19 protein-coding genes are annotated in these 22,004 nt (G+C 73.8%); 3 read left to right on the top strand and 16 right to left on the bottom strand.

Annotation, left to right across the window (positions count from 1 at the left end; translation table 11 throughout):
- The first annotated feature begins 2 nt into the window (after nt 1-2).
- Nucleotides 3-917 (top strand): PaaX family transcriptional regulator C-terminal domain-containing protein, encoded by a 915-nt coding sequence (locus tag ACH4S9_RS22960; RefSeq protein WP_398373704.1) that lies wholly within the window; start codon nt 3-5, stop codon nt 915-917.
- 79 nt (nt 918-996) lie between these two features.
- Here the strand turns inward: ACH4S9_RS22960 and ACH4S9_RS22955 are convergent, their stop codons facing one another.
- Genes ACH4S9_RS22955 through ACH4S9_RS22945 form a run of 3 tightly spaced genes read right to left on the bottom strand, consistent with a single transcriptional unit; the run spans nt 997 to nt 4,873 of the window.
- Complete coding sequence (locus tag ACH4S9_RS22955; RefSeq protein WP_398373703.1) at nt 997-1,545, bottom strand: DinB family protein; 549 nt, start codon at nt 1,543-1,545, stop codon at nt 997-999.
- Nucleotides 1,546-1,553: 8 nt separating this feature from the next.
- On the bottom strand, nt 1,554-4,049 hold the full coding sequence (locus ACH4S9_RS22950) for a bifunctional salicylyl-CoA 5-hydroxylase/oxidoreductase (protein ID WP_398373702.1): 2,496 nt from the start codon (nt 4,047-4,049) through the stop codon (nt 1,554-1,556).
- Complete coding sequence (locus tag ACH4S9_RS22945) at nt 4,046-4,873, bottom strand: enoyl-CoA hydratase family protein (protein WP_311723714.1); 828 nt, start codon at nt 4,871-4,873, stop codon at nt 4,046-4,048. The genes ACH4S9_RS22950 and ACH4S9_RS22945 overlap by 4 nt, the downstream gene beginning before the upstream one ends.
- Before the next feature lie 272 nt (nt 4,874-5,145).
- Here ACH4S9_RS22945 and ACH4S9_RS22940 point away from each other — a divergent pair, with 272 nt between their 5' ends.
- Nucleotides 5,146-5,598 carry an ATP-binding protein gene (locus ACH4S9_RS22940; protein WP_311723715.1) on the top strand — a complete coding sequence of 151 codons (453 nt, stop codon included), beginning with the start codon at nt 5,146-5,148 and terminating at the stop codon, nt 5,596-5,598.
- A gap of 81 nt (nt 5,599-5,679) precedes the next feature.
- On the opposite strand, the gene argF is transcribed toward ACH4S9_RS22940, so the two are convergent.
- From argF to ACH4S9_RS22880, 12 genes are all read right to left on the bottom strand, one after another.
- The gene (argF, locus tag ACH4S9_RS22935) at nt 5,680-6,684 is read right to left on the bottom strand and encodes an ornithine carbamoyltransferase (RefSeq protein ID WP_311723716.1); all 1,005 of its coding nucleotides are present in this window, start codon (nt 6,682-6,684) and stop codon (nt 5,680-5,682) included.
- 155 nt (nt 6,685-6,839) lie between these two features.
- Complete coding sequence (locus tag ACH4S9_RS22930) at nt 6,840-8,063, bottom strand: arginine deiminase (RefSeq protein ID WP_311723718.1); 1,224 nt, start codon at nt 8,061-8,063, stop codon at nt 6,840-6,842.
- Between the two features lie 17 nt (nt 8,064-8,080).
- Entirely contained in the window at nt 8,081-8,857 is a 777-nt protein-coding gene (locus ACH4S9_RS22925; protein ID WP_398373998.1) for a hypothetical protein, read from the bottom strand.
- 14 nt (nt 8,858-8,871) lie between these two features.
- Nucleotides 8,872-10,992, bottom strand: a complete 2,121-nt coding sequence (locus ACH4S9_RS22920) for a hypothetical protein (RefSeq protein ID WP_398373701.1) — start codon at nt 10,990-10,992, stop codon at nt 8,872-8,874.
- Between the two features lie 280 nt (nt 10,993-11,272).
- The gene (locus ACH4S9_RS22915; RefSeq protein ID WP_311723721.1) at nt 11,273-11,965 is read right to left on the bottom strand and encodes a Crp/Fnr family transcriptional regulator; all 693 of its coding nucleotides are present in this window, start codon (nt 11,963-11,965) and stop codon (nt 11,273-11,275) included.
- Between the two features lie 388 nt (nt 11,966-12,353).
- Nucleotides 12,354-15,071: a polynucleotide kinase-phosphatase gene (locus ACH4S9_RS22910; protein ID WP_398373699.1), complete on the bottom strand. Its 2,718-nt coding sequence runs from the start codon at nt 15,069-15,071 to the stop codon at nt 12,354-12,356.
- Entirely contained in the window at nt 15,068-16,567 is a 1,500-nt protein-coding gene (locus ACH4S9_RS22905; RefSeq protein WP_398373697.1) for a 3' terminal RNA ribose 2'-O-methyltransferase Hen1, read from the bottom strand. Before ACH4S9_RS22905 ends, ACH4S9_RS22910 begins: the two co-directional genes overlap by 4 nt.
- Before the next feature lie 100 nt (nt 16,568-16,667).
- Nucleotides 16,668-17,597, bottom strand: coding sequence for a homocysteine S-methyltransferase (gene mmuM / locus ACH4S9_RS22900; RefSeq protein WP_398373696.1), 930 nt, complete (start codon nt 17,595-17,597; stop codon nt 16,668-16,670).
- A gap of 67 nt (nt 17,598-17,664) precedes the next feature.
- Nucleotides 17,665-18,588, bottom strand: a complete 924-nt coding sequence (locus tag ACH4S9_RS22895) for an LLM class F420-dependent oxidoreductase (RefSeq protein ID WP_311723726.1) — start codon at nt 18,586-18,588, stop codon at nt 17,665-17,667.
- 18 nt (nt 18,589-18,606) lie between these two features.
- Nucleotides 18,607-19,080, bottom strand: a complete 474-nt coding sequence (locus ACH4S9_RS22890; RefSeq protein WP_311723727.1) for a DUF6099 family protein — start codon at nt 19,078-19,080, stop codon at nt 18,607-18,609.
- A 159-nt stretch (nt 19,081-19,239) separates the two neighbouring features.
- A complete protein-coding gene (locus ACH4S9_RS22885) occupies nt 19,240-19,614 on the bottom strand; it encodes a nucleotide pyrophosphohydrolase (RefSeq protein ID WP_385346188.1) in 375 nt (124 codons plus the stop codon).
- Nucleotides 19,580-20,749, bottom strand: a complete 1,170-nt coding sequence (locus tag ACH4S9_RS22880) for an ATP-binding protein (RefSeq protein ID WP_311723728.1) — start codon at nt 20,747-20,749, stop codon at nt 19,580-19,582. The genes ACH4S9_RS22885 and ACH4S9_RS22880 overlap by 35 nt, the downstream gene beginning before the upstream one ends.
- A gap of 123 nt (nt 20,750-20,872) precedes the next feature.
- Here ACH4S9_RS22880 and ACH4S9_RS22875 point away from each other — a divergent pair, with 123 nt between their 5' ends.
- A complete protein-coding gene (locus ACH4S9_RS22875; protein ID WP_311723729.1) occupies nt 20,873-21,397 on the top strand; it encodes a hypothetical protein in 525 nt (174 codons plus the stop codon).
- A 188-nt stretch (nt 21,398-21,585) separates the two neighbouring features.
- Here the strand turns inward: ACH4S9_RS22875 and ACH4S9_RS22870 are convergent, their stop codons facing one another.
- Entirely contained in the window at nt 21,586-21,918 is a 333-nt protein-coding gene (locus ACH4S9_RS22870; RefSeq protein WP_358847327.1) for an SH3 domain-containing protein, read from the bottom strand.
- Nucleotides 21,919-22,004: the final 86 nt, after the last annotated feature.

Here is a 22,004-nt window from a genome sequence, read left to right as displayed (position 1 = left end):
GCGTGACCGGCCAGCACACCCCTCGCTCCCTGATCGTCACCTTCTACGGCGCCTACGGCCGCGGCGGCGCCGGCCGCCCGGCCGGCCCCGTCCCCATCGCCGCGCTGATCCGGCTGCTGGGCGCGGTGGGCGTGGACGCGCCCTCCGTGCGCTCCGCCGTCTCCCGCCTCAAGCGGCGCGGGCTGCTGGTCCCCGACCGCACGGACGCCGGAGCCGCCGGATACGCCCTCTCCGAGGACGCGCGCCAGTTGCTCGACGACGGCGACCGCCGCATCTACGGCCGCCCGGGGGCGGGTCACGGCACGGGACAGGCCGCGGGGGGCTGGCTGCTCGCCGTCTTCTCCGTCCCGGAACAGGAGCGCAACAAGCGGCATCTGCTGCGCTCGCGGCTGGCCCGGCTGGGCTTCGGCACCGCCGCGCCCGGGGTGTGGATCGCCCCCGACCACCTCTACGAGGAGACCCGGCACACCCTGGCCCGCCTCGAACTCTCCTCGTACGTCGACCTCTTCCGCGGCGCCCACGCGGGCTTCGAGCCGACGGCGCGGTCGGTGCGCCGCTGGTGGGACCTGGACGAGCTGGCGACGCTGCACCGCGCCTTCCTCGACGCCCGGGAGCCGGTGCTGGAGCGCTGGACGGGCGGCGGCGCGCCGGAATCCGGGACACCGGAATCCGGGACACCGGAATCCGGGACACCGGACCTCGGGACACTGGACCCCGAGGACGCCTACCGCGACTACGTCCTCGCCCTGGACTCCTGGCGGTTCCTCCCCTACGCCGACCCCGGGCTGCCGACCGCGCTGCTGCCGCGGGACTGGCCCGGCATCCGGGCGGCGGAGGTGTTCGCGGCGCTGCACGACCGGCTGTACGACGCGGGCGCCGGGTACGTGCGGGAGGTGCTGTCGACCACGCGGGCCTGACGCCTGGGCCCTGTCCGGCGGATCTTGACGCCTGCGGCGGGGTGGGGACAGAATCCGCCGGGCGCCCGGCCTTACGGGTTCATACGCCGATCGCGCCGTCGATCCGCTCCCGCAGCAGGTCGGCGTGGCCGTTGTGGCGGGCGTACTCCTCGATCATGTGGATCAGGACCCAGCGCAGCGAGACCGCCCCGCGCCATCCGTCGTCGGCCGTGATGTCCAGGTGGGGCGCCTCGGTGACGAAGCGCTCGGCGAAGGCCACCTCCGCGCGCCAGGCCTCCCACGCCTCGGCGACGGCCGCGGGACCGGCCACCGCGCCGTCGAAGTCCCGGTCGGGCTCGGCCTCGGTGGAGAAGAGCAGCGGCACGTCCTGCCCGGCCAGCACCCGCCGGAACCAGCGGCGCTCCACGTCGGCGAGATGCCGGACCAGCCCGAGCAGCGAGAGCGTCGAGGGCTCCACCGAGCGCAGCGACAACGCCTCCTCCGCGCCCCCGCACTTCAGTTCCAGGGTCGCCCGCTGGGCCGCCAGGAAGTCGATCAGCATGCCCCGCTCGTCACCGGTCGTCCGGGCGTCGAGGCGGCGGTCCTGCTCCTCCGCGACGAACAGCTCGGCCCTTCTGCGTATGGTCATGTCGGTCATCATCGTCCATCGGCGCGGCCCGTCGGGGGTCTGCGGCTGCCCGCGCGGTACGGGAGCGGCCAGGGCGCGCCGGGGCCGGTGTAGCCCTGTTCTGCGGCGGCGTGCAGGGTCCAGTGCGGGTCGTAGAGATGGGGGCGGCCGAGCGCGCACAGGTCGGCGCGGCCCGCCAGCAGCAGGGAGTTCACGTCGTCCCAGGAGGAGATGGCGCCGACCGCGATGACGGGGACGCCGAGTTCGTTGCGGATCCGGTCGGCGTACGGGGTCTGGTAGGAGCGGCCGAAGTCGGGGCGCTCGTCGGGGACGACCTGGCCGGTGGAGACGTCCACGGCGTCCGCGCCATGGGCGGCGAAGGCGGCCGCGACGGCGACCGCGTCGTCCCCGGTCGTGCCGCCCTCGGCCCAGTCGGTCGCGGAGATGCGGACCGTCATGGGGGCGTCGGCGGGCCACACCTCGCGTACGGCGTCGAAGACTTCGAGCGGATAGCGCAGCCGGGCCTGGAGGGCACCGCCGTAGGCGTCGGTGCGGTGGTTGGTGAGCGGGGAGAGGAAGCCGGAGAGCAGATAGCCGTGCGCGCAGTGGAGTTCGAGGAGGTCGAAGCCGGCGCGGGCGGCGCGCCGCGCCGCGGCGGCGAACTGCTCGCGGACGGCGGCGAGCCCGGCGGTGTCCAGGGCGTGCGGGACCTGGCTGACGCCGGGGCGGTAGGGCAGCGGGGAGGCGGCGGACAGCGGCCAGTTGCCGCGCGGAAGGGGATCGTCCATGCCCTCCCACATCAGCCGGGTGGAGCCCTTGCGGCCGCTGTGGCCGAGCTGGACACCGAGTGCCGTGCCCGGGGACGCGGAGTGCGCGAAGTCGACGACCCGGCGCCAGGCGGGTTCGTGCGCGTCGCTGTACAGGCCCGCGCAGCCGGGGGTGATGCGGCCCTCGGGGCTCACGCACACCATCTCGGTCATCACCAGGCCCGCGCCGCCCAGCGCACGCGCGCCCAGGTGGACGAGGTGGAAGTCGCCGGGCGTGCCGTCCCGGGCCGAGTACATGTCCATGGGCGAGACGACCACGCGGTTGCGCAGGGTCAGGCCGCGCAGCCGGAAGGGGGTGAACATCGGCGGGGTGGCCGGGGGCACGGAGGCCTCGCGCTCGACCGCCGTCACGAAGGCCGCGTCGCGCAGCCGCAGATTGCCATGGGTGACGCGGCGGCTGCGGGTGAGGAGGTTGAAGGCGAACCGGCGGGGCGGCTGATCCACGTACAGCGCCAGGTTCTCGAACCACTCCAGGCTGGCGCGGGCCGCGCGCTGGGTCGACTCGACGACCGGGCGGCGCTCGGCCTCGTACGCGGCGAGCGCCTCCGCCACCGAGAAGCGCTCTTGGACGTGGTCCGCAAGGTGCTTCGCGAGATGGTCCGCGAGCGCCACCGCGTCCTCCATGGCGAGCTTGGTGCCGGAGCCGATCGAGAAGTGCGCGGTGTGGGCGGCGTCGCCGAGCAGCACCGTGTTCCCGTGCCACCAGCGCTCGTTGACGACCGTGCGGAAGGCCGTCCACTGGGAGCGGTTGCCGCGCAGCGGACGGCCCCCGAGGGCGTCGGCGAAGAGAGCGGCGCAGCGCTCCGCGGACTCCCGCTCGTCCAGGCGGTCCAGGCCCGCGCGACGCCAGACCTCCTCGCGGGCCTCGACGATGACGGTGCTGGCGCCCGGCCGGTAGGGGTAGCCGTGCAGCTGAAGCACGCCGTGTTCGGTCTCGGCCACCTCGAAGCGGAAGGCGTCGAAGGCGAAGTCGGCCGCGAGCCAGATATAGCGGCAGCGGTGGGTGGTCAGACGGGTCCTGAAGACGTCGGCGCGGGCCTGGCGGGTCGCGCTGTGCACGCCGTCCGCGGCGATCACCAGGTCGTACGAGCGCGCCAGCTCGGCCGCGGGCGGGGCCAGGGTGCGGAACCGGAGCCGGACGCCCAGGGCCCGGCAGCGCTCGTGCAGAATGCGCAGCAGTCGGCGCCTGCCGAGGGCGGCGAAGCCGTGGCCGCCCGAGGTCAGCGTCCGGCCGCGGTGGACGACGTCGATGTCGTCCCAGCGGACGAACTCCGTCCGGAGGGCGGCGTGGACGGCGGGGTCGGCGTCCTCGATGCCGCCGAGGGTCTCGTCGGAGAGGACGACGCCGAAGCCGAAGGTGTCGTCGGGGGCGTTGCGCTCCCAGACGGTGACCTCGGGCTCCGGGGTGAGGCGGCGCAGCAGCGCGGCCGCGTACAGCCCGCCGGGGCCGCCGCCGACGACGGCGATCCGCAGGGGGCGGGCGGGCGACAGCCGCCCGCCCGGCGGGGCCTGCGTCGGCCGGACGCGCGCCCGGCCGGCGGGGGCCTCGGCCGGCAGGGGCGGTTGGGTCCGCTGGGACGGTTGGGGCAGCGGCGTCGGCCGGCCCCGCTGAATCCGCTCGGACGGCGGCGACGGCGGCGACGGCTGGGTCCTCTGAGCCCGCCGGGGCGGCCGGGGCGGCGGCGTCGGCCGGCTCATCGCCCTTGCCAGTGGGGCGGGCGCCGAGCCGTGAACGCGGCGTGGAACTCGGCGTAGTCGGCGCTGTTCATCAGCAGCGCCTGCGTGGCCGCGTCCATCTCGATCGACGCGCCCAGCGGCATGTCGAGCTCCGCCGTGAGCAGCGCCTTGGTCTGGGCGAGGCCGAGCGCGGGCCCGTCGGCGAGGCGGCGGGCCAGCGCCGCGGCCTCGGCCGCCGCCCGGCCCTCGTCGACGAGCTTGCTGATCAGGCCGATGCGCTCGGCCTCCGGGGCGCGCACCGGCTCGCCCAGCATCAGCAGCCGGGTGGCGTGCCCGAGGCCCACGACGCGCGGCAGCAGATACGCGGCGCCCATGTCACCGCCGGACAGCCCGACCTTGGTGAACAGGAACGAGAAGCGGGCCGAGGGGTCGGCGACCCGGAAGTCGGCGGCCAGGGCCAGCACCGCGCCGGCCCCCGCCGCGGCCCCGTGCACGGCCGCGACGACGGGGAAGGGGCACTCCCGCAGGGCGCGCACGACCTGCCCGGTCATGCGGTTGAAGTCGAGCAGCTCGCGGGTGTCCATGGCAAGGGTGGCGCCGATGATGTCGTCGACGTCGCCGCCGGAGCAGAAGCCGCGGCCCTCCCCGCCCAGCACCAGGGCCCGTACGGAGCCCTCGCGGGCCAGCTCGGCGATCAGGTCGCGCAGATCGGCGTAGGCGCCGAAGGTGAGCGCGTTGAGCTTCTCGGGGCGGGCGAGGGTGACGGTCGCGACGCCGGCGTCGAGGGCCAGGCGCAGATGCCGCCACTCCCCGGTCCCGGTCGCGGAGCCGGTGAACGGACTCATGGGCCAGGGCCTCCTTCAGCCGGGCGGCTGGTGCCTGCCCTTCGAAGTTATCACCCAAGTGTGACTGTCGTCACGAGTGCACGATAAGTGCGGCGTGGAGTACGGCCGGAGAGCCCCCGGGAACCCCGACATCCGACAAACGAGTAGTCATAAGTCACATCAAGAGTGGTCTACAGCCTCTTGCGGCGCTATCGTCCGCTTCATACTTCCTCCGGCTACCGCTGGGAGGCACCCGAGAGACCGTGAGGTTTCGCCACCGACTGGACCGAGCCGTGCCCGACCCCGCCTCCACCACCGCCTCCTGGCGCTTCGCCCTGCCGCACACCACGGCAGCCGTCCCGCTTGCCCGCGCGCTGGTCCGCAACACCCTCGCGGACACCGGCGCGCCCGTGGACGGCCACACCGCGGAGCTGCTCACGGCCGAGCTGGTCGCCAACGCGGTGCAGCATACGGACGGCGACGAGCCCATAGAGCTGGCGGTGGAGCTGACGCCGGACGGGGCGTGGCAGGTCGAGGTGCACGACCAGGACCCGAACCCGCCCGCCGGCCTCCGCGAGCCCGGCGGGCCAACCGGCCCCGTCGCCCCGACCGGCGCCGACCCGCGCGAGGTCTCCGAGCGCGGCCGCGGCCTCCAGCTGCTCCGGACCCTCAGCGCGGAGGCGGGCTACCGCCCCACCCGCGAGGGCAAGGCGATCTGGTTCAGGCTGCCGGCCACGGTGCGCTGAGACCGTCCAAGCGCTGAGACCGTCCGGGCGTCAAGGCCGTCCGGGCGTCAAGGCCGTCCGAGCATCAAGGCCGTCCGAGCATCAAGGCCGTCCGAGCGTGGCGACCAGCACCGCCTTGATCGTGTGCATCCGGTTCTCGGCCTCGTCGAAGACGACGGAGTGCGCGGACTCGAAGACCTCGTCCGTGACCTCCAGCGAGGTCAGCCCGTGGCGCTCGTGGATCTCGCGGCCCACGGCGGTGCCCAGGTCATGGAAGGCCGGCAGGCAGTGCAGGAACTTCACGTCGTCGTTGCCGGTGGCGCGCAGCACGTCCATGGTGACCGCGTACGGGCCGAGCAGCGCTATGCGCTCGTCCCAGACCTCCTTGGGCTCCCCCATCGACACCCAGACGTCGGTGGCGACGAAGTCCGCACCGGCCACGCCCTCGGCGACGTCCTCGGTGAGGGTGACGCGGGCGCCGGAGTCCTTCGCGAGCGCCTGGGCCCGCTCCACGACCGCCTCGTCGGGCCACAGCCCCCGGGGCGCGACGATCCGCACGTCCATCCCCAGCAGCGCGCCGGTGATCAGGTAGGAGTTGCCCATGTTGTAGCGGGCGTCGCCGAGGTAGGCGAAGCACACCTCGTCCAGCGGCTTGTCGGTGTGCTCGGTGACGGTGAGCACGTCGGCGAGCATCTGGGTGGGGTGCCAGTCGTCGGTGAGGCCGTTGTAGACGGGCACCCCGGCGTACGCGGCGAGCTCCTCGACCACGTCCTGCCCGCTGCCGCGGTACTCGATCGCGTCGAACATCCGGCCCAGCACGCGCGCGGTGTCCTTCACCGACTCCTTGTGGCCGATCTGCGAGCCGGCCGGGTCCAGGTAGGTGGTGGAGGCGCCCTGGTCGGCGGCGGCGACCTCGAAGGCGCAGCGGGTGCGGGTGGAGGTCTTCTCGAAGATCAGCGCGATGTTCCGGCCCTTGAGGTGCTGGACCTCGGCGCCCGCGCGCTTGGCCGCCTTCAGCTCGGCGGACAGGGCGACGAGCTGGCGGAACTCCTCGGCGGTGAAGTCCAGCTCCTTGAGGAAGTGGCGGCCGGTGAGATCTGTCGCCATGTCGGGCTCCTAGGGTGCGATCGGGAAGACCGTGGAAGTCTATACGAGCCACTGCATATATACGGAAGCCCATTCGGGCTGTGATCCCGGGCACTGCGAGAGGTTTCCGGCCGATCTGCCCCGATATACGGCTCCGCCGCGTGACGCCGCGGGCGTCACACGGGGTCGCGCTCGACCGGGCAGCTCATACAGCGCGGGCCGCCCCGCCCCCGGCCCAGCTCGCTGCCCGGGATCGTGATGACCTCGATCCCGCGCTTGCGCAGATACGTGTTGGTGGTCGCGTTCCGCTCGTACGCGAGGACCACCCCCGGCTCGACGGCGAGCACATTACAGCCGTCGTCCCACTGCTCCCGCTCCGCCGCGTGCACATCCTGCGTGGCCGTGAGCACCCGGATGGCGTCTAGCCCGAGCGCGGCCGCTATCGCCCGGTGCATATGCTCCGGCGGATGGTCGGTGACCTTGAGCTCCTGGTCGGCGACGCCCGGCTCGATGGTGTACGAGCGGAGCATCCCCAGGCCCGCGTACTGAGTGAAGGTGTCCCCGTCGACCATGGTCATCACGGTGTCCAGATGCATGAACGCCCGCGCCTTGGGCATGTCGAGCGCCACGATCGTCCGTGCGGAGCCCGCCGCGAACAGCCCGCGCGCGAGCATCTCCACCGCCTGCGGCGTGGTCCGCTCGCTCATCCCGATCAGCACCGCGCCGTTGCCGATCACCAGGACGTCGCCGCCCTCGATCGTCGACGGATAGGCCGCCTGGCCCTCCGACCAGACATGGAAACCGTCGTCCGCGAACAGCGGGTGGTGGCGGTAGACGGCCTCGTAGTGGACCGTCTCGTGCCAGCGGGCGGGCCAGCGCATCGCGTTGATGGACACCCCGTCGTACACCCAGGCGGAGGCGTCCCGCGTGAAGAGGTGGTTGGGGAGCGGATTCACCAGGAAGTCGTCCGGCTCCATGGTGTGGAAGCGGATGGAGGTCGGCTCCGGATGCCGCTCCAGATACTCCCGCTTGGTCATGCCGCCGATCAGCGCCTCCGCCAACTCGGCGCCGCCCAGCTCGTCGAAGGCCGCCCGCAGATGGTCGGTGGCCAGCGGACCGTACTCCTTCTCGTCGAAGACGCGGTCCAGCACCAGCGCCCGCGCCGCCGGGACGGCCATGGACTCGGCCAGCAGATCCCCGAACAGATGCACCTCGACGCCGCGGTCGCGCAGCACGTCCGCGAAGCCGTCGTGCTCCTGGCGGGCCCGCCGCACCCACAGGACGTCGTCGAAGAGGAGCGCGTCCTTGTTGGAGGGCGTGAGCCGCTTCAGCTCCAGGTCTGGACGGTGCAGAATGACGCGGCGCAGCCGCCCGGCCTCGGAGTCCACATGGAATCCCATGCCTCCATCTTCGCAAGCTACCGGGCCGCGAGGACGACGATCAGCACCAGCGCGACGGAGATCAGCCCCAGCAGGACGGACACCCACAGCTGGCCGGGCTGGAGATCGATCCGGCCACCGTCCTCGCCCCGATACGGCCTCCGGAGCGGCCACCAGCGGCGCGCCCCGCGCCGGGCGACGGCCTCCGCCGCGGCCTCGCGCTCGCGGCACTCCTCGGCGGCGCTGGTGAACAGCTCCTTCCAGGCCCGCTCGCCGAAGCCGGTGGGCTGCCGGGAGTCCACGATGCGGCGCACCACCTCGCGGCCCGCGCCACCCCGCGCGGCCCACAGCGCGGGCATCACGCACGCCAGCAGTTCGGGGGTGCCGCCGCGCTGCGCGCAGGGCCGGACCAGGCCCTCGTACAGCATCAGCGCGTTGCGCACCCGCAGCCGGTCGTCGTGGCCCGACCGCTCCGGGGTCTCCAGATAGAGCCTGGCCAGCAGCACCTTCTCGCACACCGCGTCCGCGAGCTCCGGCCCGCGCTCGGGGGCGCGGCGCACCAGCTCCACGACGACGCGGGTGGCCCGGTCGGCGGCCATCCCGCCGTCGAGCGCGCTCAGCAGCAGGCCGTCGTCGGCCTCGCGGAGCGCCGCGGGGAACCCCTCGCCGCCCTGCCGCAGCGCCTCGCGCAGCCGCCGCGCTCCGCCGGCTACCGCTGGGAGGTGCCCCCGCTCCGCCTGATCGGTCGTCTCGTCTGTCCCCTCGTCTGTTGCCTCGTCTGCTGCCTGGTCATCCACGATCGCCTCTTCCACCATCACCGTTCTTCTCCTCACAGCGCTTCCAGCACCTCCCGTATCCGTGTCGCGGCCCGCGGGTCGAGCGGTTTCCGGCCCTCCTGCGCCAGCAGGGGGAGGAAGTCGCACAACACCGCCAGCTGCCGCTCGTCGCCGGCCGCCCGCCGCATCCAGCCCACGAGCGCGTCCTCGGCGGCCCCTGCCGATCTGGCCCAGGTCAGCGCGGCCCGCAGCAGCTCGGCCAGCGCCGTCCGGCACTCGGGGCGAGCCGCCAGCAGCCCCGTGGCCAGCGGCCAGGCGGCGTACGGCGCCAGCTCCGGCGCCTCCCGCAGACCCCACAGGTGCGAGGTGCGGGTCCGGACCGCGCGCAGCGCCGTCAGCAGCGCGAGGTCGCGGCGGGAGCGGCGGGTGTCGGCCAGCCAGTGGGCCAGCCGCCCCAGCACGGCCTCGGGGTCCGCCCCGGCCAGCAGCCGCACCGCGCTGTACGAGGCGGTGGAGCCGCCGTCCGCGGCCGCGATCCGGCCGAGCTCCTCCAGGGACGCGGCGGGCGAGCCGGCCGCCAGTCCGTAGCCGTGGGCGAGCGCGGCGGTCTCGCGCTCCCGCTCGTCGCCGCCCTCGGACCAGCCGCGCAGCAGGCCCGCCACGGCGGGGCGCACCTCGGCGTCACGCGACGCCTCGGCGAGCGCGGTGGCCGCCGCCATGCGCTGCACCGGGCTGTCCCCGCGGGCCAGCGGGAGCAGCAGCTCGGTGAGGCCGTACAGATAGTCGCGGGCGCTGAGCACGCCCGCGGCGACGGCGGCCCGCACCCACACCTGGGGCCGTGGGTCGTCACACAGCCCGCGCAGCCAACGCGCCATCGGGCCGCGCGTGTTGTGGTGGTGGTCCCACACCTCGAAGAGCACAGCGGGCGCCAGCCGGCGGCCCTGGAACCACACCGTGCGGACCGGTACGGAGGCCTCGCCCAGGTCCTCCACGCCCTCCCCGAGCATCGCCCGGGCGGCGGCGGGCAGGGCGTCGGCGGGCGCGGTGAACACCGGGCGCCCGGGCGCGTACTGCGGGTCCAGGGTGACCGCCAGCTCCCAGGCCAGCAGTTCGGCGGCCTCGGCGGTCAGGCTGTGGGACGAGCCGTCGAAGACGGCGAGCGCGATGCGCAGCGCCGCCCGGCGCAGCGCGGGCAGCGCTGCGGGCAGGGTGCCGGGGCGGTCGGCGTCCGCGAACCACGCGCACGCCTGGCGCGGGGCGAACGACCGGCAGCGCGCGAGCAGTTCCGCCTCGGACAGGGCGCCCCGGGCGTGCTGGGCGAGGTGGCGGGCCAGCCGGGCCGCCTCGCCCGGCAGCGGCTCCTCGAGGCCCAGGGCCTCGGTCACCTCGGCGCGCCCGGCGGTCGCGCGGGCCCGGCGGAGGAGGTCCTGCGGCTCGTCGGCCAGCAGGTCGGACAGGTGCGCGTCGAGCACATCGGCCGCGGCCGGGGGCTCGTACGGCACGGCGTGGCGGTGGCCGCGCAGCAGCCGGTCGGCCGCGGCGCCACCGGGGACGAGGACCACCGCGAACGCCTCGTGCTCGGCGAAGTGGGCGCGCAGCCGGTCCAGGAGGCCGCCGGGCCCGAAGTCCGTCGGTTCGGTGGGCAGTTCGAGCAGATAGCCGTGGCCCCGCGCGGTCTTCTCCCCCGCGGGGACCGCGCATTCGTCGCCGGGGCCGGGGCCGGGACCGGCGGCGGGGGCCGCGCCAAGCCGCCAGACGCCGCCGCCGGTCGTCCCGGCCAGCTCGGCCAGGAGCGCGAGCGCGGTCCAGCCGCGCCCGGTGCCGGGCTCGCCGCACAGCGCGAGGAGGTGGGTGCGGCGCAGATGGTCCCGCATGGCGGCGTAGCCCGGGCCCCGGCGGTGGATCCGGCGCAGCCGGACGAGTTCGTCGTGGGACACGGGCCCCTCGGGGAACGGGCCGGCCGGGGCGGAGAGCACTTCGCCCCCGTGGGGCTCGGGATGCGCGTCGTGGCGCAGACTCGCGCGCGCCTCGCGGGCCGCCCGGGCGCCGCCCGACTCGCCCGCGGTGCCCAGCGGGCTGTCCACGGGGATGTCCAGGGGGGCGCCGGTCCGTTCCTCGGGCGGGGTGTTCCGCCGCGTCCGACTGTCCGCGTGGCCGGTCTTGATTCCGCTCATCGCCCCGCCGTCCTTCATGCCTGGTGCCGCTCGTGTCCGGCGCCGCTCGTGTCCGGTGGTCGAAGTGGGCGGCGGGGCGCTGCCCCCGTGCCTCCGCTCCGCCGCCCTTCTCCGGTGTCGGGCGCTGGGCCGCGTACACCCCCGTCGCACACGGCCCGACTCCCGGTACCTTCTTCAGAGTCGCGGCCCGGCGCGCGGACGGCTGTAGCCGTTTACACAGTCGGCGGAGATTCCCGGAGGCCTGCGCGCGGGCGGCCGAAGGCGGACGGGCCGCCCCCGGTCACCCCGTCGCGCGCCCCTCGGCCAGCAGGCGCAGCAGTCCGGTGTCCACGACCACGAAGCGGCGCGAGGCGGTCCGTACGACGCCCTGGTCGCGCAGCAGCCGCAGCGCCTTGGCGACCGCTTCCCGGGTCGACCCCACGGCGGCGGCGATGTCGTGCTGCGGCAGCGGCAGGTCCACGGAGATGCCGCCGTCGGCCTCCGGGCGCCCGGTGCGCTCCGCGAGTTCGACGAGGCGGGCCGCCAGGCGCTGGAGCACCTTCTCGGAGGCCAGGGAGCGGCGCTCGCCGTCGGAGGCGCGCAGCCGGGAGCTGAGCTGACGCATGATCAGGATGGTGGCGGCGGGCCGCGCGGCCAGATACGCGCGGAAGCGGTCCCCGGAGACGATGACCGCCTCCAGCCGCCCGAGCGCGGTGACCGTGGCGCTGCGCGAGCCGTGGTCGACGGCGGCCTGGTCGCCCACCACCTCGCCCGCCCCGCGCAACGCCAGTATCAGCCGGACACCGCGCTCGGTCTCCACCGAGACGGTGGCCCACCCGGAGGTGATGGCGACCACGAAGGCCGTGCGGTCGTGTTCCCGCAACACGACCTGGGAGGGCTCGTACGTCCGTGGTCTGCCGAGCGCGAGCAGCGCGCGCCGGTCCTGCGCCGGGAGTGCCTGAAGGAAGGGCCGACCGCCCTCGAAGAGACTCATCCGCCCTCCCCGCTCGGTGCCACGCGGCGGAGCCGCATATCGATAAGTGCGTCGTCCGGCTCGCGGAGTCGACCTCAACTGTCCCTGTTATCAGGGCTGTTCCAGTTATAGGCACGGCGGGTGGGGGTTGCGGAAGCCCCGCGACAGTCCTGAGACAGTCCGGCGAGAACCCTGCGACCGAGACCCGGGCGACAGCACGCTAGGCACATGTCACTGGCACGTCAATGGCGCCTCGCCGTCCGGTCCCGTCCGGTGCGCAACACGGCCGCCGCGCCCCTGCCCGCCCGAATTTCAGCCCGTCCGGCGTTTGAGGACCGGGGTCCGGGGCGGAGCCCCGGTTGTGGGAAGGGGCGGGTAGGGGAGCAGGCCCGCCGCAGGCGGACCCGCGCTAGAGCCGGGGGTCGACCGGCTCGGACTCCAGGGCCAGCACGCCGAACACCGCCTCGTGGACCCGCCACAGCGGCTCCCCCTCCGCCAGCCGATCCAGCGCCTCAAGCCCCAGCGCGTACTCCCGCAGCGCGAGCGACCGCTTGTGGCCCAGGTGCCGCTCGCGCAGCCGGTCCAGGTTCTCCGGGCGGGTGTACTCCGGACCGTAGATGATCCGGAGATACTCGCGGCCGCGGCACTTGACGCCCGGCTGGACGAGCCGACCGCCCGTGCCGCCCTCCTTGCGCACCAGCCCCGCCAGCGGCTTGACCACCATGCCCTCGCCGCCCGCCTCCGTCAGGTCCAGCCACCACCGCACGCCCCCGGCGACCGACGCCTCGTCCTCCGTGTCGACGATCAGCCGACGGGTGGGGGCCAGCAGCCGGTTCACATACTTCGGGACGAAGGCGCAGATCGAGTTGTTCGCGTAGGCGTCCAGCTCCTCCCGCTCGACGATCCGGTCGATCAGCGCGAGCTGCTGGTCGTGCGGGAGCTCGGCGAGGCTGCGGCCGCGCGCCGCCAGGATCTGGAACGGCGCCAGCCGGATGCCGTCCAGCCCGTCCGTGCCGCGCGGCCCCACCACACGCCGCGCGCCGGTCTCCGACTTCTCGCCCGGCCAGCCCTGCCCCGGATCGCCGACCGGCCAGCAGTAGCGCCGGTAGGCCTCGGTGAAGGCGGCCGCGTCCACGGCGCGTTCGCGCTGCTTGCCGAGCAGGCCGGCCACGTCCACGCCGCGCGCGGCGGCGGACTCCAGGGCCGCGAGCGCCCCGGGGAACACCGCGCCCGAGGCCGCGCCGACGGCCGCGTACTGGTTGCGCAGCAGCCCCTCCGCCTTCAGCGACCATGGCATCAGCTCGGCGTCGAGCAGCAGCCAGTCGGTGTCCAGCTCCTCCCACAGGCCCTCGTGGCCGATGGTGCCGCGCAGCCGCTGCAGGATGCGCTCGGTCGTCGTCGGGTCGTCGAAGAACGGCCGGCCCGTGCGCGTATACAGCGCGCCGGACACGCCCTCCGGAGCGCCGAAGCGCTCGGCCGCGGCCTCCTCGTCGCGGCAGACCAGCACCACCGCGCGCGAGCCCATGTGCTTCTCCTCGCACACCACCTGGCGCACCCCGTCCGCCCGGTAGGCGGCGAACGCCTCCGCCGGGTGCTCCAGGTAGCCGTCCTCCCGCGAGGTGGCGCAGGGGGCCATGGTCGGCGGGAGGTACGGGAGCAGCTTCGGGTCGATCGCGAAGCGGCTCATGACCTCCAGCGCGGCCGCCCCGTTCTCCTCCTTCACCGCGATGCGGCCCATGTGCCGGGTCTCGATGACGCGGCGGCCGTGGACGTCCTTAAGGTCGAGCGGGCGGCCGTCGGCGCCGCCGGGGGCCTCGGTGGTCAGGGGCTTGACCGGCTCGTACCAGACCCGCTCGGCGGGGACGTCCACCAGCTCGCGCTCGGGCCAGCGCAGGGCGGTCATCCGGCCGCCGAAGACACAGCCGGTGTCCAGGCAGATGGTGTTGTTCAGCCAGGACGCCCGAGGCGTGGGGGTGTGGCCGTAGACGACGGCGGCGCGGCCGCGGTAGTCCTCGGCCCACGGGTAGCGCACGGGCAGGCCGAACTCGTCGGTCTCGCCGGTCGTGTCGCCGTACAGCGCGTGCGAGCGGACCCGGCCGGAGGTGCGGCCTTGGTACTTCTCGGGCAGCCCGGCGTGGCAGACCACCAGGGCGCCGCCGTCCAGCACATAGTGGCTGATCAGCGAGGCGATGAAGTCCCGGACCCGGTCACGGAAGGCCGGGTCCGCGGCGTCCTCCTTCTCCAGCTGCTCGATGGTCTCGGCCAGGCCGTGGGTGTGCTGGACGTTGCGGCCCTTGAGGTAGCGGCCCAGCTTGTTCTCGTGGTTGCCGGGCACGCACAGCGCCGCGCCCGAGGCGACCATGCCCATCACCAGGCGCAGCACCCCGGGGCTGTCGGGCCCGCGGTCCACGAGGTCGCCGACGAACACGGCGGTGCGGCCCTCGGGGTGGGTGGCGTCCACGGGGCGGCCGAGGGTGTCGCGGTCCAGGGCGTAGCCGAGCCTGCCGAGCAGGGTCTCCAGCTCGGAGCGGCAGCCGTGGATGTCGCCGATGATGTCGAACGGACCGGTCAGGTGGCGCAGGTCGTTGTAGCGGCGCTCGGTGACGATCCCGGCGGCCTCGACCTCCGCCTCGCCGCGCAGGATGTGGACCTTGCGGAAGCCCTCGCGCTCCAGGGACTTCAGCGACCGGCGCAGCTCGCGGCGCTGGCGCGGGATGACATGGGCGGGCAGGCCCGCGCGGTCGGGGCGCTCGGCGTTGCGCCGCGCGCAGACGCTCTCCGGCACGTCGAGGACGATGGCGACCGGCAGCACATCGTGTTCGCGGGCCAGCTCGATCAGGCTGCGGCGGGCCTGGGACTGGACGTTGGTGGCGTCGACGACGGTGAGCCGCCCGGCGGCGAGCCGCTTGCCCGCGATGTAGTGGAGCAGGTCGAAGGCCTCGGGGGTGGCGCTCTGGTCGTTCTCGTCGTCGGCGACCAGCCCGCGGCAGACGTCGGAGGAGACGATCTGGGTGGGCAGGAAGTGGCGCCGGGCGAAGCTGGACTTGCCGGAGCCGGTGGTGCCGATGAGGACCACGAGGGACAGGTCGGGCACGGCGAGGCCGCGCGTGGCGGTGGTGGTGGTCATGCGGCCGTCTCCTTCGTGGTCGTGGCGGGGATCTCGGTGGTCTGTGCCATGTCGGCTTCGGCGCGGAGGCGGAACAGGGCGAGCTGGGTCGGCGGGCCGACCTCGGGGTCGTCGGGGCCGACGGGCCGGAACTCCACCGCGTATCCGTGGCGTTCGGCCACCGCCTCCGCCCAGCCGCGGAACTCCTCCCGCGTCCACTCGAAGCGGTGGTCGGGGTGGCGCACCCGCCCGGCGGGCAGGGTCTCCCACCGCACGTTGTACTCCACGTTCGGCGTGGTCACCACGACCGTACGGGGCCGGGCGGCGCCGAACACCGCGTACTCCAGGGCGGGCAGCCGCGGCGGGTCCAGATGCTCGATCACCTCGCTGAGCACCGCGGCGTCGTATCCGCGCAGCCGGCTGTCGGTGTACGCGAGCGACCCCTGGACCAGCTTCACCCGCTCCGAGCGGCGCTCGCTCATCCGGTCCAGGCGCAGCCGCCGGGCCGCCTCGTTGAGCGCGCGTATCGACACATCGACGCCGACGATCTCGGTGAACCGCGCCTCCTTGAGCAGCGCGCCCACCAACTGGCCCTGGCCGCAGCCCAGGTCGAGCACCCGGGCGGCCTCGGCCGAGCGCAGGGCGTCGAGGATCGCCTCGCGCCGCCGCACGGCCAGCGGCACCGGCTTCTCCTCGGTGTCGGAGCGCTCGTCGACCGCGTTGTCGATCTCCTCCACCTCCGTGTCGTCCGCCTCCGCGAGCCGCACCAGCTCCAGCCGCTCCAGGGCGCTGCGGGTCAGCGACCAGCGGCGGGCCAGATAGCGGCTGGTGATGAGCCGCTGCTCGGGGTGGTGCTCGAGCCAGCCCTCGCCGGAGCCGATCAGCTTGTCCACCTCGTCCGGGGCCACCCAGTAGTGCTTGGCGTCGTCGAGCACCGGCAGCAGTACGTACAGATGGCGCAGCGCGTCGGCCAGCCGCAGCTCGCCCTCCAGCACCAGCCGGACATAGCGCGAGTCGCCCCACTGCGGGAACCGCTCGTCCAGCGGGACCGGCTCGGCCGTCACCGCCCAGCCCAGCGGCTCGAACAGCCGCACCACCAGCTCGGCACCGCCGCGCGCGGGGAGGGCGGGCACCTCGATCCTCAGCGGCATCGCCCGCTCCGGCAGCTCGGGGCGCGCCTTGCACCGGCCCTTGAGGGCGCTGGAGAAGACGCTGCTCAGGGCGACGGCGAGCAGGGAAGAGGCCGCGTACGGGCGGTCGTTGACGTAGTTCCCCAGGGCCGCGTCGGGGGCGCCGCCCCGGCCCTTGCCCCGGCCCCGGCGCACCAGCGCCACCGGGTCCACCTCCAGCAGCAGCGCCGCCGTGCAGCGCTCGCTGTCCGCCTCGGGGTAGAAGACATGCGCCGTGCCATGGGAGGTCGAGAACCGCTGCGCGTTGTCCGGATGCTTGTGCAGCAGAAATCCGAGGTCGGTCGCGGGGCTCTCGGCGCTGCCGGTGGTGGTTATCGTCAGGAACACCCGTCCGAGTATCGCCGGACCCCCACCGCGTTTCTAATTGTTTAAGCCCGTTCCTCTCGCACGGGTTGCTCGGGTTACTCGCGTTGTTCGGGCCCTCTCCTCACCTCCCCTCGTCGGCCATCACGGCCGCCAGTTCCTCGATCCGGTCCGGCCCCACCCGGCAGCAGCCGCCGATGAGCCGCGCGCCCGCGTCGCGCCACGCCTTCACCCGCGCCGGGTCGAACGTGGCCCGCCCGCGCCAGCCGCGGGCCTTGGCGTCCCACTCCTCGCCGCTGTTCGGATAGACGACCACGGGCTTGCCGGTGGCCTCGGCGGCGATCTCCACCGCCCGGTCGGCGTCGCCCGGCTCGCAGCAGTTGACGCCCACGGCCAGCACCTGGTCGTTCCCCGCCGCCAGGGCGAACGCCTCGCGCAGCGGCTGCCCGGCCCGGGTGTGCTCCCCCGCGATGCTGTACGACAGCCACACCGGCACCCCGCAGCCCTCGACCGCCCGCAGCAGCGCCTCGGCCTCGTCGGTGTCCGGCACCGTCTCCAGCGCGAGCACATCGGGCCCGGCCGCGGCCAGCGCCTCGATACGCGGCCGGTGGAACGCCTCCAGCTCGCCGACGCTGAGCCCATAGCGCCCGCGGTACTCGCTGCCGTCCGCCAGCATCGCCCCGTACGGCCCGACGGAGGCGGCCACCCACACCGGCCGGTCGACGGTGCCGCCGCCCGCGCCCTCCGCCGCCCGGCGCGCCAGCTCCACGCTGCGCTCCAGCAGCGCCGTGGCCTCCTTCTCCGGCACGCCCCGGCGGGCGAACCCCTCGTAGGTCGCCTGGTAGCTGCTGGTGATCAGCACCTGTGCGCCCGCCCGCGCATACGCGGCGTGGGCCTCCTCGATCTGCTGTGGGTCGTCGGCCAGCAGCCGGGCCGACCACAGCTCGTCGGAGAGATCGCAGCCCTGCGCCTCCAGCTGGTTGGACAGCCCGCCGTCGAGGACGAGCGGCCCGCGCTCCAGGGCGGCGGCCAGGGACGTACGGCGGGCAGACATCACAGGTGCTCCTTGCTCAGGGTGGTGCGGTGGTGCGGTGTTGCGTCAGTGCGGTGCTGCGTGGGGTTCAGCCGAGCTGGGCCTGGACCTGGGAGGAGATCAGCTCCAGGTGGTCGAGGTCGTCGAGGTCCAGAATCTGGAGGTAGATCCGGGACGAGCCGGCCTGCGCAAAGCGGCCGATCTTGTCGACGACCTCGGCCGGCGAGCCCGCCAGGCCGTTCTCCTTCAGCTCGTCCACCTGACGCCCGATGGCGCCGGCCCGCCGGGCGACCTCGGCGTCGTCCTTGCCGACGCAGACCACCAGCGCGTTGGAGTACACCAGGTCGTCGCCCTTGCGGCCGGCCGCCTCGGCCGCCGCCCGCACCCGCCCGAACTGCCGCTCACTGTCCTCCGCCGAGGCGAAGGGCATATTGAACTCGTCCGCGTACTGCCCCGCGAGACGGGGCGTGCGGGTCTTCCCATGGCCGCCGATCAGCACGGGCACCTGGCCCTGCGCGGGCCTGGGCAGCGCGGGAGAGTCGGCGAGCTGGTAGTACGTCCCCTCATAGCTGAACGTCTCGCCGACCGGCGTGCCCCACAGGCCGGTGACGATGGCCAGCTGCTCCTCCAGCCTGGCGAACTTCTCCGCCGGGAAGGGGATGCCGTAGGCCCGGTGCTCCTCCTCGTACCAGCCCGCGCCCAGGCCCAGCTCCACGCGCCCGCCGGACATCTGGTCCACCTGCGCGACCTGGATCGCGAGCACGCCCGGCAGCCGGAAGGTCGCCGCCGTCATCAGGGTGCCCAGCCGGATCCGCCGGGTCTCGCGCGCGATCCCGGCGAGGGTGATCCACGCGTCGGTGGGGCCGGGCAGCCCGTCGACATCCCCCATCTTCAGGTAGTGGTCGGAGCGGAAGAACGCGTCGAACCCGAGGTCCTCGGTGGCCTTGGCGACGGTGAGCAGGGTGTCGTAGCTCGCCCCCTGCTGGGGCTCGGTGAAGATTCGCAGATCCATGCGTCCCATCCTGCACTGTCATGCCGCGCCACCCCACTCCAGCACCGTGAGGTGCCTCAGCATTCCGTGCACCCGGTCCCGCGCCTCATCCGCCGCGTCGATCGCCTCGACGCACTGCCAGTAGAGCGCCTCCTCGTCCGTGTTGGAGGCGACGCCGACCAGCGCGAAGCCCGCTTCCGCGAGCAGATCGCCGAGGGCCGGCAGCACCTCCCTCGGATCTCCCACCTCGGTCAGCTGACTCGCCCGTAAGCCCCCGCCGCGCAGGGCGGGGTGGTGCAGCGCGGGGTGGAACAGTGCGCCGCGCGCCCTGCTTCCCGCCTCGCACAGGCCGCGCGCCTCCGCACGCGCCGCCGCCGGGCCGCTCGCCACGAAGCGACTGCCGATCGCCTCCGCGAGCGCCTGTATCTGCCAAGCTTCGGCCACGATGTCGTGCACGGTCCCGGCCTGCGCCAGGGCGCGCCGAGTGACACCGATCAGCCGCATAGCGTCCATGACCCGAACCCCTCTCAACGGACTTCCCACACCCGTCACTCCTCCACTACCCAGAGTGATGACTAACAGGCAGAAAAGCTAGGGGAATTCAGGAATCTGTTGACAACAGTTGCGCTATGGATAACTTTGTCACTACGGAGAGTGACAGATCCAAGATCTTTACCGCTTGGTGGCCGGGAAACGGAGCTCATTGCGGTCGATCTTGGCGGCGAGAGCCTCCAGCGCGTCGATCCCCAACACCTCGCAGAACTGGAGCAGATACGCCAGCACATCGGCGACCTCGTCCTCGACCCGGGCCGCGCTCCCCTCGTCCTCCATCACCCGCGCCGACTCCTCCGGCGTCAGCCACTGGAAGATCTCCACCAGCTCCGACGCCTCGACGCTCAGCGCCGTGGCCAGGTTCTTGGGCGTGTGGTACGGCTGCCAGTCGCGCGCCGCGGCGAACGCGGCGAGCCGACGCTGCAACGCCGGCACGTCCGCGGGGTGGTCCCGGGGCGGGTCATCGGGGTGTCGGTACTCTCGTGCCTCGCTCACACCCCAGGTTTACCACTGTCGCCCCCGTGACCTCCCCTGCCCCCGGCAGGTCCGCCACCGGCGGCTCCGCCACCGTCCCCACCAGCCGGATGTGCCCCCGTGCGCACATCCGCGCCGCGACCCCCAGCAGCGCCCGCGCCTGCCGCCGGTCCAGGCACCGGTCGAACCCGTCGGCCAGCACCGTCAGCGCCTGCCGCGCCGAGAGCGCATCCGCCCCCGCGTCCATCTCCAGCACCCCCGGCCCGGTGAGCAGCACCAGCGCGAGCGCGATATAGCGAAGCTCGCCGTCCCCCAGCCGCTCGACGGGCATCGCCCCCAGCTCCCCCTGGGCCAGCAGCGCCCGCACCACCCCGCCCGCCGGGCCCTCCGTGACCAGGTCCTCCACCGGCCCGGTGCACCCCGCCCGCACCGCCGCGACCAGCGCCGCGTGCCGGCTGCCGCACTCCCGGCTGGTGCGCCGCAGCACCGCCGCGAGGTTCTCGCAGCCGCCCCGCAGCCGCCCGTCCCGCGGCGGCACCGGCGCCCGCATCCGCTCCGGCCGCGGGTCGCACACGAAGACCGACCGCAGCGCCACGACGACCTGCTCGGCGGCGGCCAGCGCGAGCAGCTGCCCCTGGGTGTTGCCCGCCACCCGCAGCGGCAGCAGCGAGGTCGCCAGCCGGTCGTCGGGCAGCGGCGCCCGGGTCACCGCCACCGCCCCCGCCGTGTGCCAGGCGGCCTGCACCCGGCGCCGCCCCGGGTCGCGCAGCGCCGTCTCCAGCAGGGTCTCCCCCGCGCCGGTCATCCGCTCGCCCACGATCCGCAGCTCGGGCTCCGCCTGCACCGCGACATCCAGCCGCACCGGCCCGACCGGGCCGTCCACCGTGCAGCCGATCCGGAAGCCGCGCCGCCCCTGCCCGTCCGGCCGCGCGCGCCGCGGGATATACCCCGCGGGATCGCGGAAGACCTCCTCCAGACGGTGGCCGCCCGCCAGGCGCGCGAGCGCCGCGTACGCCTCCAGCACACCGGACTTGCCGCTTCCGCTGGGCCCGGCGATCAAGGTGAGCGGCCCCAGGGGAAAGGCCGCGCGGCAGTGTGTCTTGAAGGCCGAAAGCCTCAACTCCGTGACGACCGGCCGCAGTCCGGATGCGCTCATGCCCCGGAACGTATCTCCCGCACCGCACCGCCGAACCGTTCCGTCTTCCGTATCTTCCTAATCTTCCTACGATCGGGGGATGGTGGCCGCCCGCCTGACATGACGAACCGAGGAGCACGGGTCTTGCCTGACAGCACGTTCTGGATCGCCGCACTGACCGGCGGCACCGCCGTCCTGGCCAGCTGGGTCACCAGCCGGGGCAACACCCGGGCCGCCCGGATCCAGGCGGAAACCGCCGCCAGGGCCCAGCAGTCGGAGCGGCTCCGCGAGGGCAGGCGCACGGCGTACCTCGATCTGATCGAGCACGCGCACCAGACGGCCGAGGTGTACTGGGAGGTGTCCGCCGCCCAGCGGACCGCCGACCCCGAACGCCGGGCCACCACCCTCGCCGAGCTGGTCGAACGGGAACTCGACGCCTACGGAAAGCTGCGGCGGCGCGTGCGCGTGGTGGAGCTGGAGGGGCCGCCAGGCGCCGCCGCGGCGGCGAACGCCCTCCAGAAGGCGACCGGCCCGTTCCACCGCGCGCTGCGGGGCATGCGGTCCGACGACCCCGAGGCCGTAGGGCACTTCGATGCCGCCTACCGACCCTTCTGGAGCGCCCTCACGGACTTCGTCGACGCGGCACGGGACGCGCTGCACGCGGAATGACCACGAGGAATGACCGGCGACGACGGCGGGCGAGCCCATCAGCGCGTCATACGGCCTACGGGCGGCCAGGCTCCCCTCGCCGCAGGCGAGCGGAGCCTGGCCGCCCCGGGCACGCGCGTGAATTCGACCAAATCTGCTATGGCTTCAGAAATCAGTTGGCGCGCGAGAAGGAATTGCAGCGCGAGTTATCACTTTTCGACGGGGTTGAGGAGGGAGTACTTGACCCAGCCCTTCTTCCCCTTGTTGGCCCCGCTGGTGACCTTACCGTAGCTCCACTTGTAATCCTTGGTGCAGTACTCGGTGAAATCGGTACCCTTGGAAAGGAGTCCAAGGGAGGTGTAACTCGTTCCGGGGCCGCTGCGCAGGTTCACGGCCGCCGAAGCCTCCTTGGTCTGCGTAACGATCAGGTTGCACGCCCTCGGCAGGGATGCCGCCGAGGCGGTCGGGGCGGTGAGCACGGCGCCGCCGAGGATTACGGCAGCGGACGCGGCAGTCGCCGCTATTCGCCGGGCAATTATCACTTCTCTTCTCCTTGATTCGTCAGATGATCGCGATGGATTGCCAACTGAAGCAAGGGGATTCCTGACTCATGAAGCCCCCGTAGGTC

Origin of the sequence: Streptomyces sp. NPDC021225 (assembly GCF_044332865.1) — a bacterium.
Lineage (GTDB): Bacteria > Actinomycetota > Actinomycetes > Streptomycetales > Streptomycetaceae > Streptomyces.
This window is presented reverse-complemented; position numbering and strand designations above follow the sequence as displayed.

Coding starts and splice junctions, on each gene's coding strand:
- ACH4S9_RS22890 (WP_311723727.1), bottom strand. CDS start 19,080: ATGGACGCTATGCGGCTGATCGGTGTCACTCGGCGCGCCCTGGCGCAG.
- argF (WP_311723716.1), bottom strand. CDS start 6,684: ATGGCGACAGATCTCACCGGCCGCCACTTCCTCAAGGAGCTGGACTTC.
- ACH4S9_RS22910 (WP_398373699.1), bottom strand. CDS start 15,071: ATGACCACCACCACCGCCACGCGCGGCCTCGCCGTGCCCGACCTGTCC.
- ACH4S9_RS22880 (WP_311723728.1), bottom strand. CDS start 20,749: ATGAGCGCATCCGGACTGCGGCCGGTCGTCACGGAGTTGAGGCTTTCG.
- ACH4S9_RS22915 (WP_311723721.1), bottom strand. CDS start 11,965: ATGAGTCTCTTCGAGGGCGGTCGGCCCTTCCTTCAGGCACTCCCGGCG.
- ACH4S9_RS22925 (WP_398373998.1), bottom strand. CDS start 8,857: ATGGTGGAAGAGGCGATCGTGGATGACCAGGCAGCAGACGAGGCAACA.
- mmuM (WP_398373696.1), bottom strand. CDS start 17,597: ATGTCTGCCCGCCGTACGTCCCTGGCCGCCGCCCTGGAGCGCGGGCCG.
- ACH4S9_RS22950 (WP_398373702.1), bottom strand. CDS start 4,049: ATGAGCCGGCCGACGCCGCCGCCCCGGCCGCCCCGGCGGGCTCAGAGG.
- ACH4S9_RS22930 (WP_311723718.1), bottom strand. CDS start 8,063: ATGGGATTCCATGTGGACTCCGAGGCCGGGCGGCTGCGCCGCGTCATT.
- ACH4S9_RS22945 (WP_311723714.1), bottom strand. CDS start 4,873: ATGAGTCCGTTCACCGGCTCCGCGACCGGGACCGGGGAGTGGCGGCAT.
- ACH4S9_RS22895 (WP_311723726.1), bottom strand. CDS start 18,588: ATGGATCTGCGAATCTTCACCGAGCCCCAGCAGGGGGCGAGCTACGAC.
- ACH4S9_RS22955 (WP_398373703.1), bottom strand. CDS start 1,545: ATGACCATACGCAGAAGGGCCGAGCTGTTCGTCGCGGAGGAGCAGGAC.
- ACH4S9_RS22920 (WP_398373701.1), bottom strand. CDS start 10,992: ATGAGCGGAATCAAGACCGGCCACGCGGACAGTCGGACGCGGCGGAAC.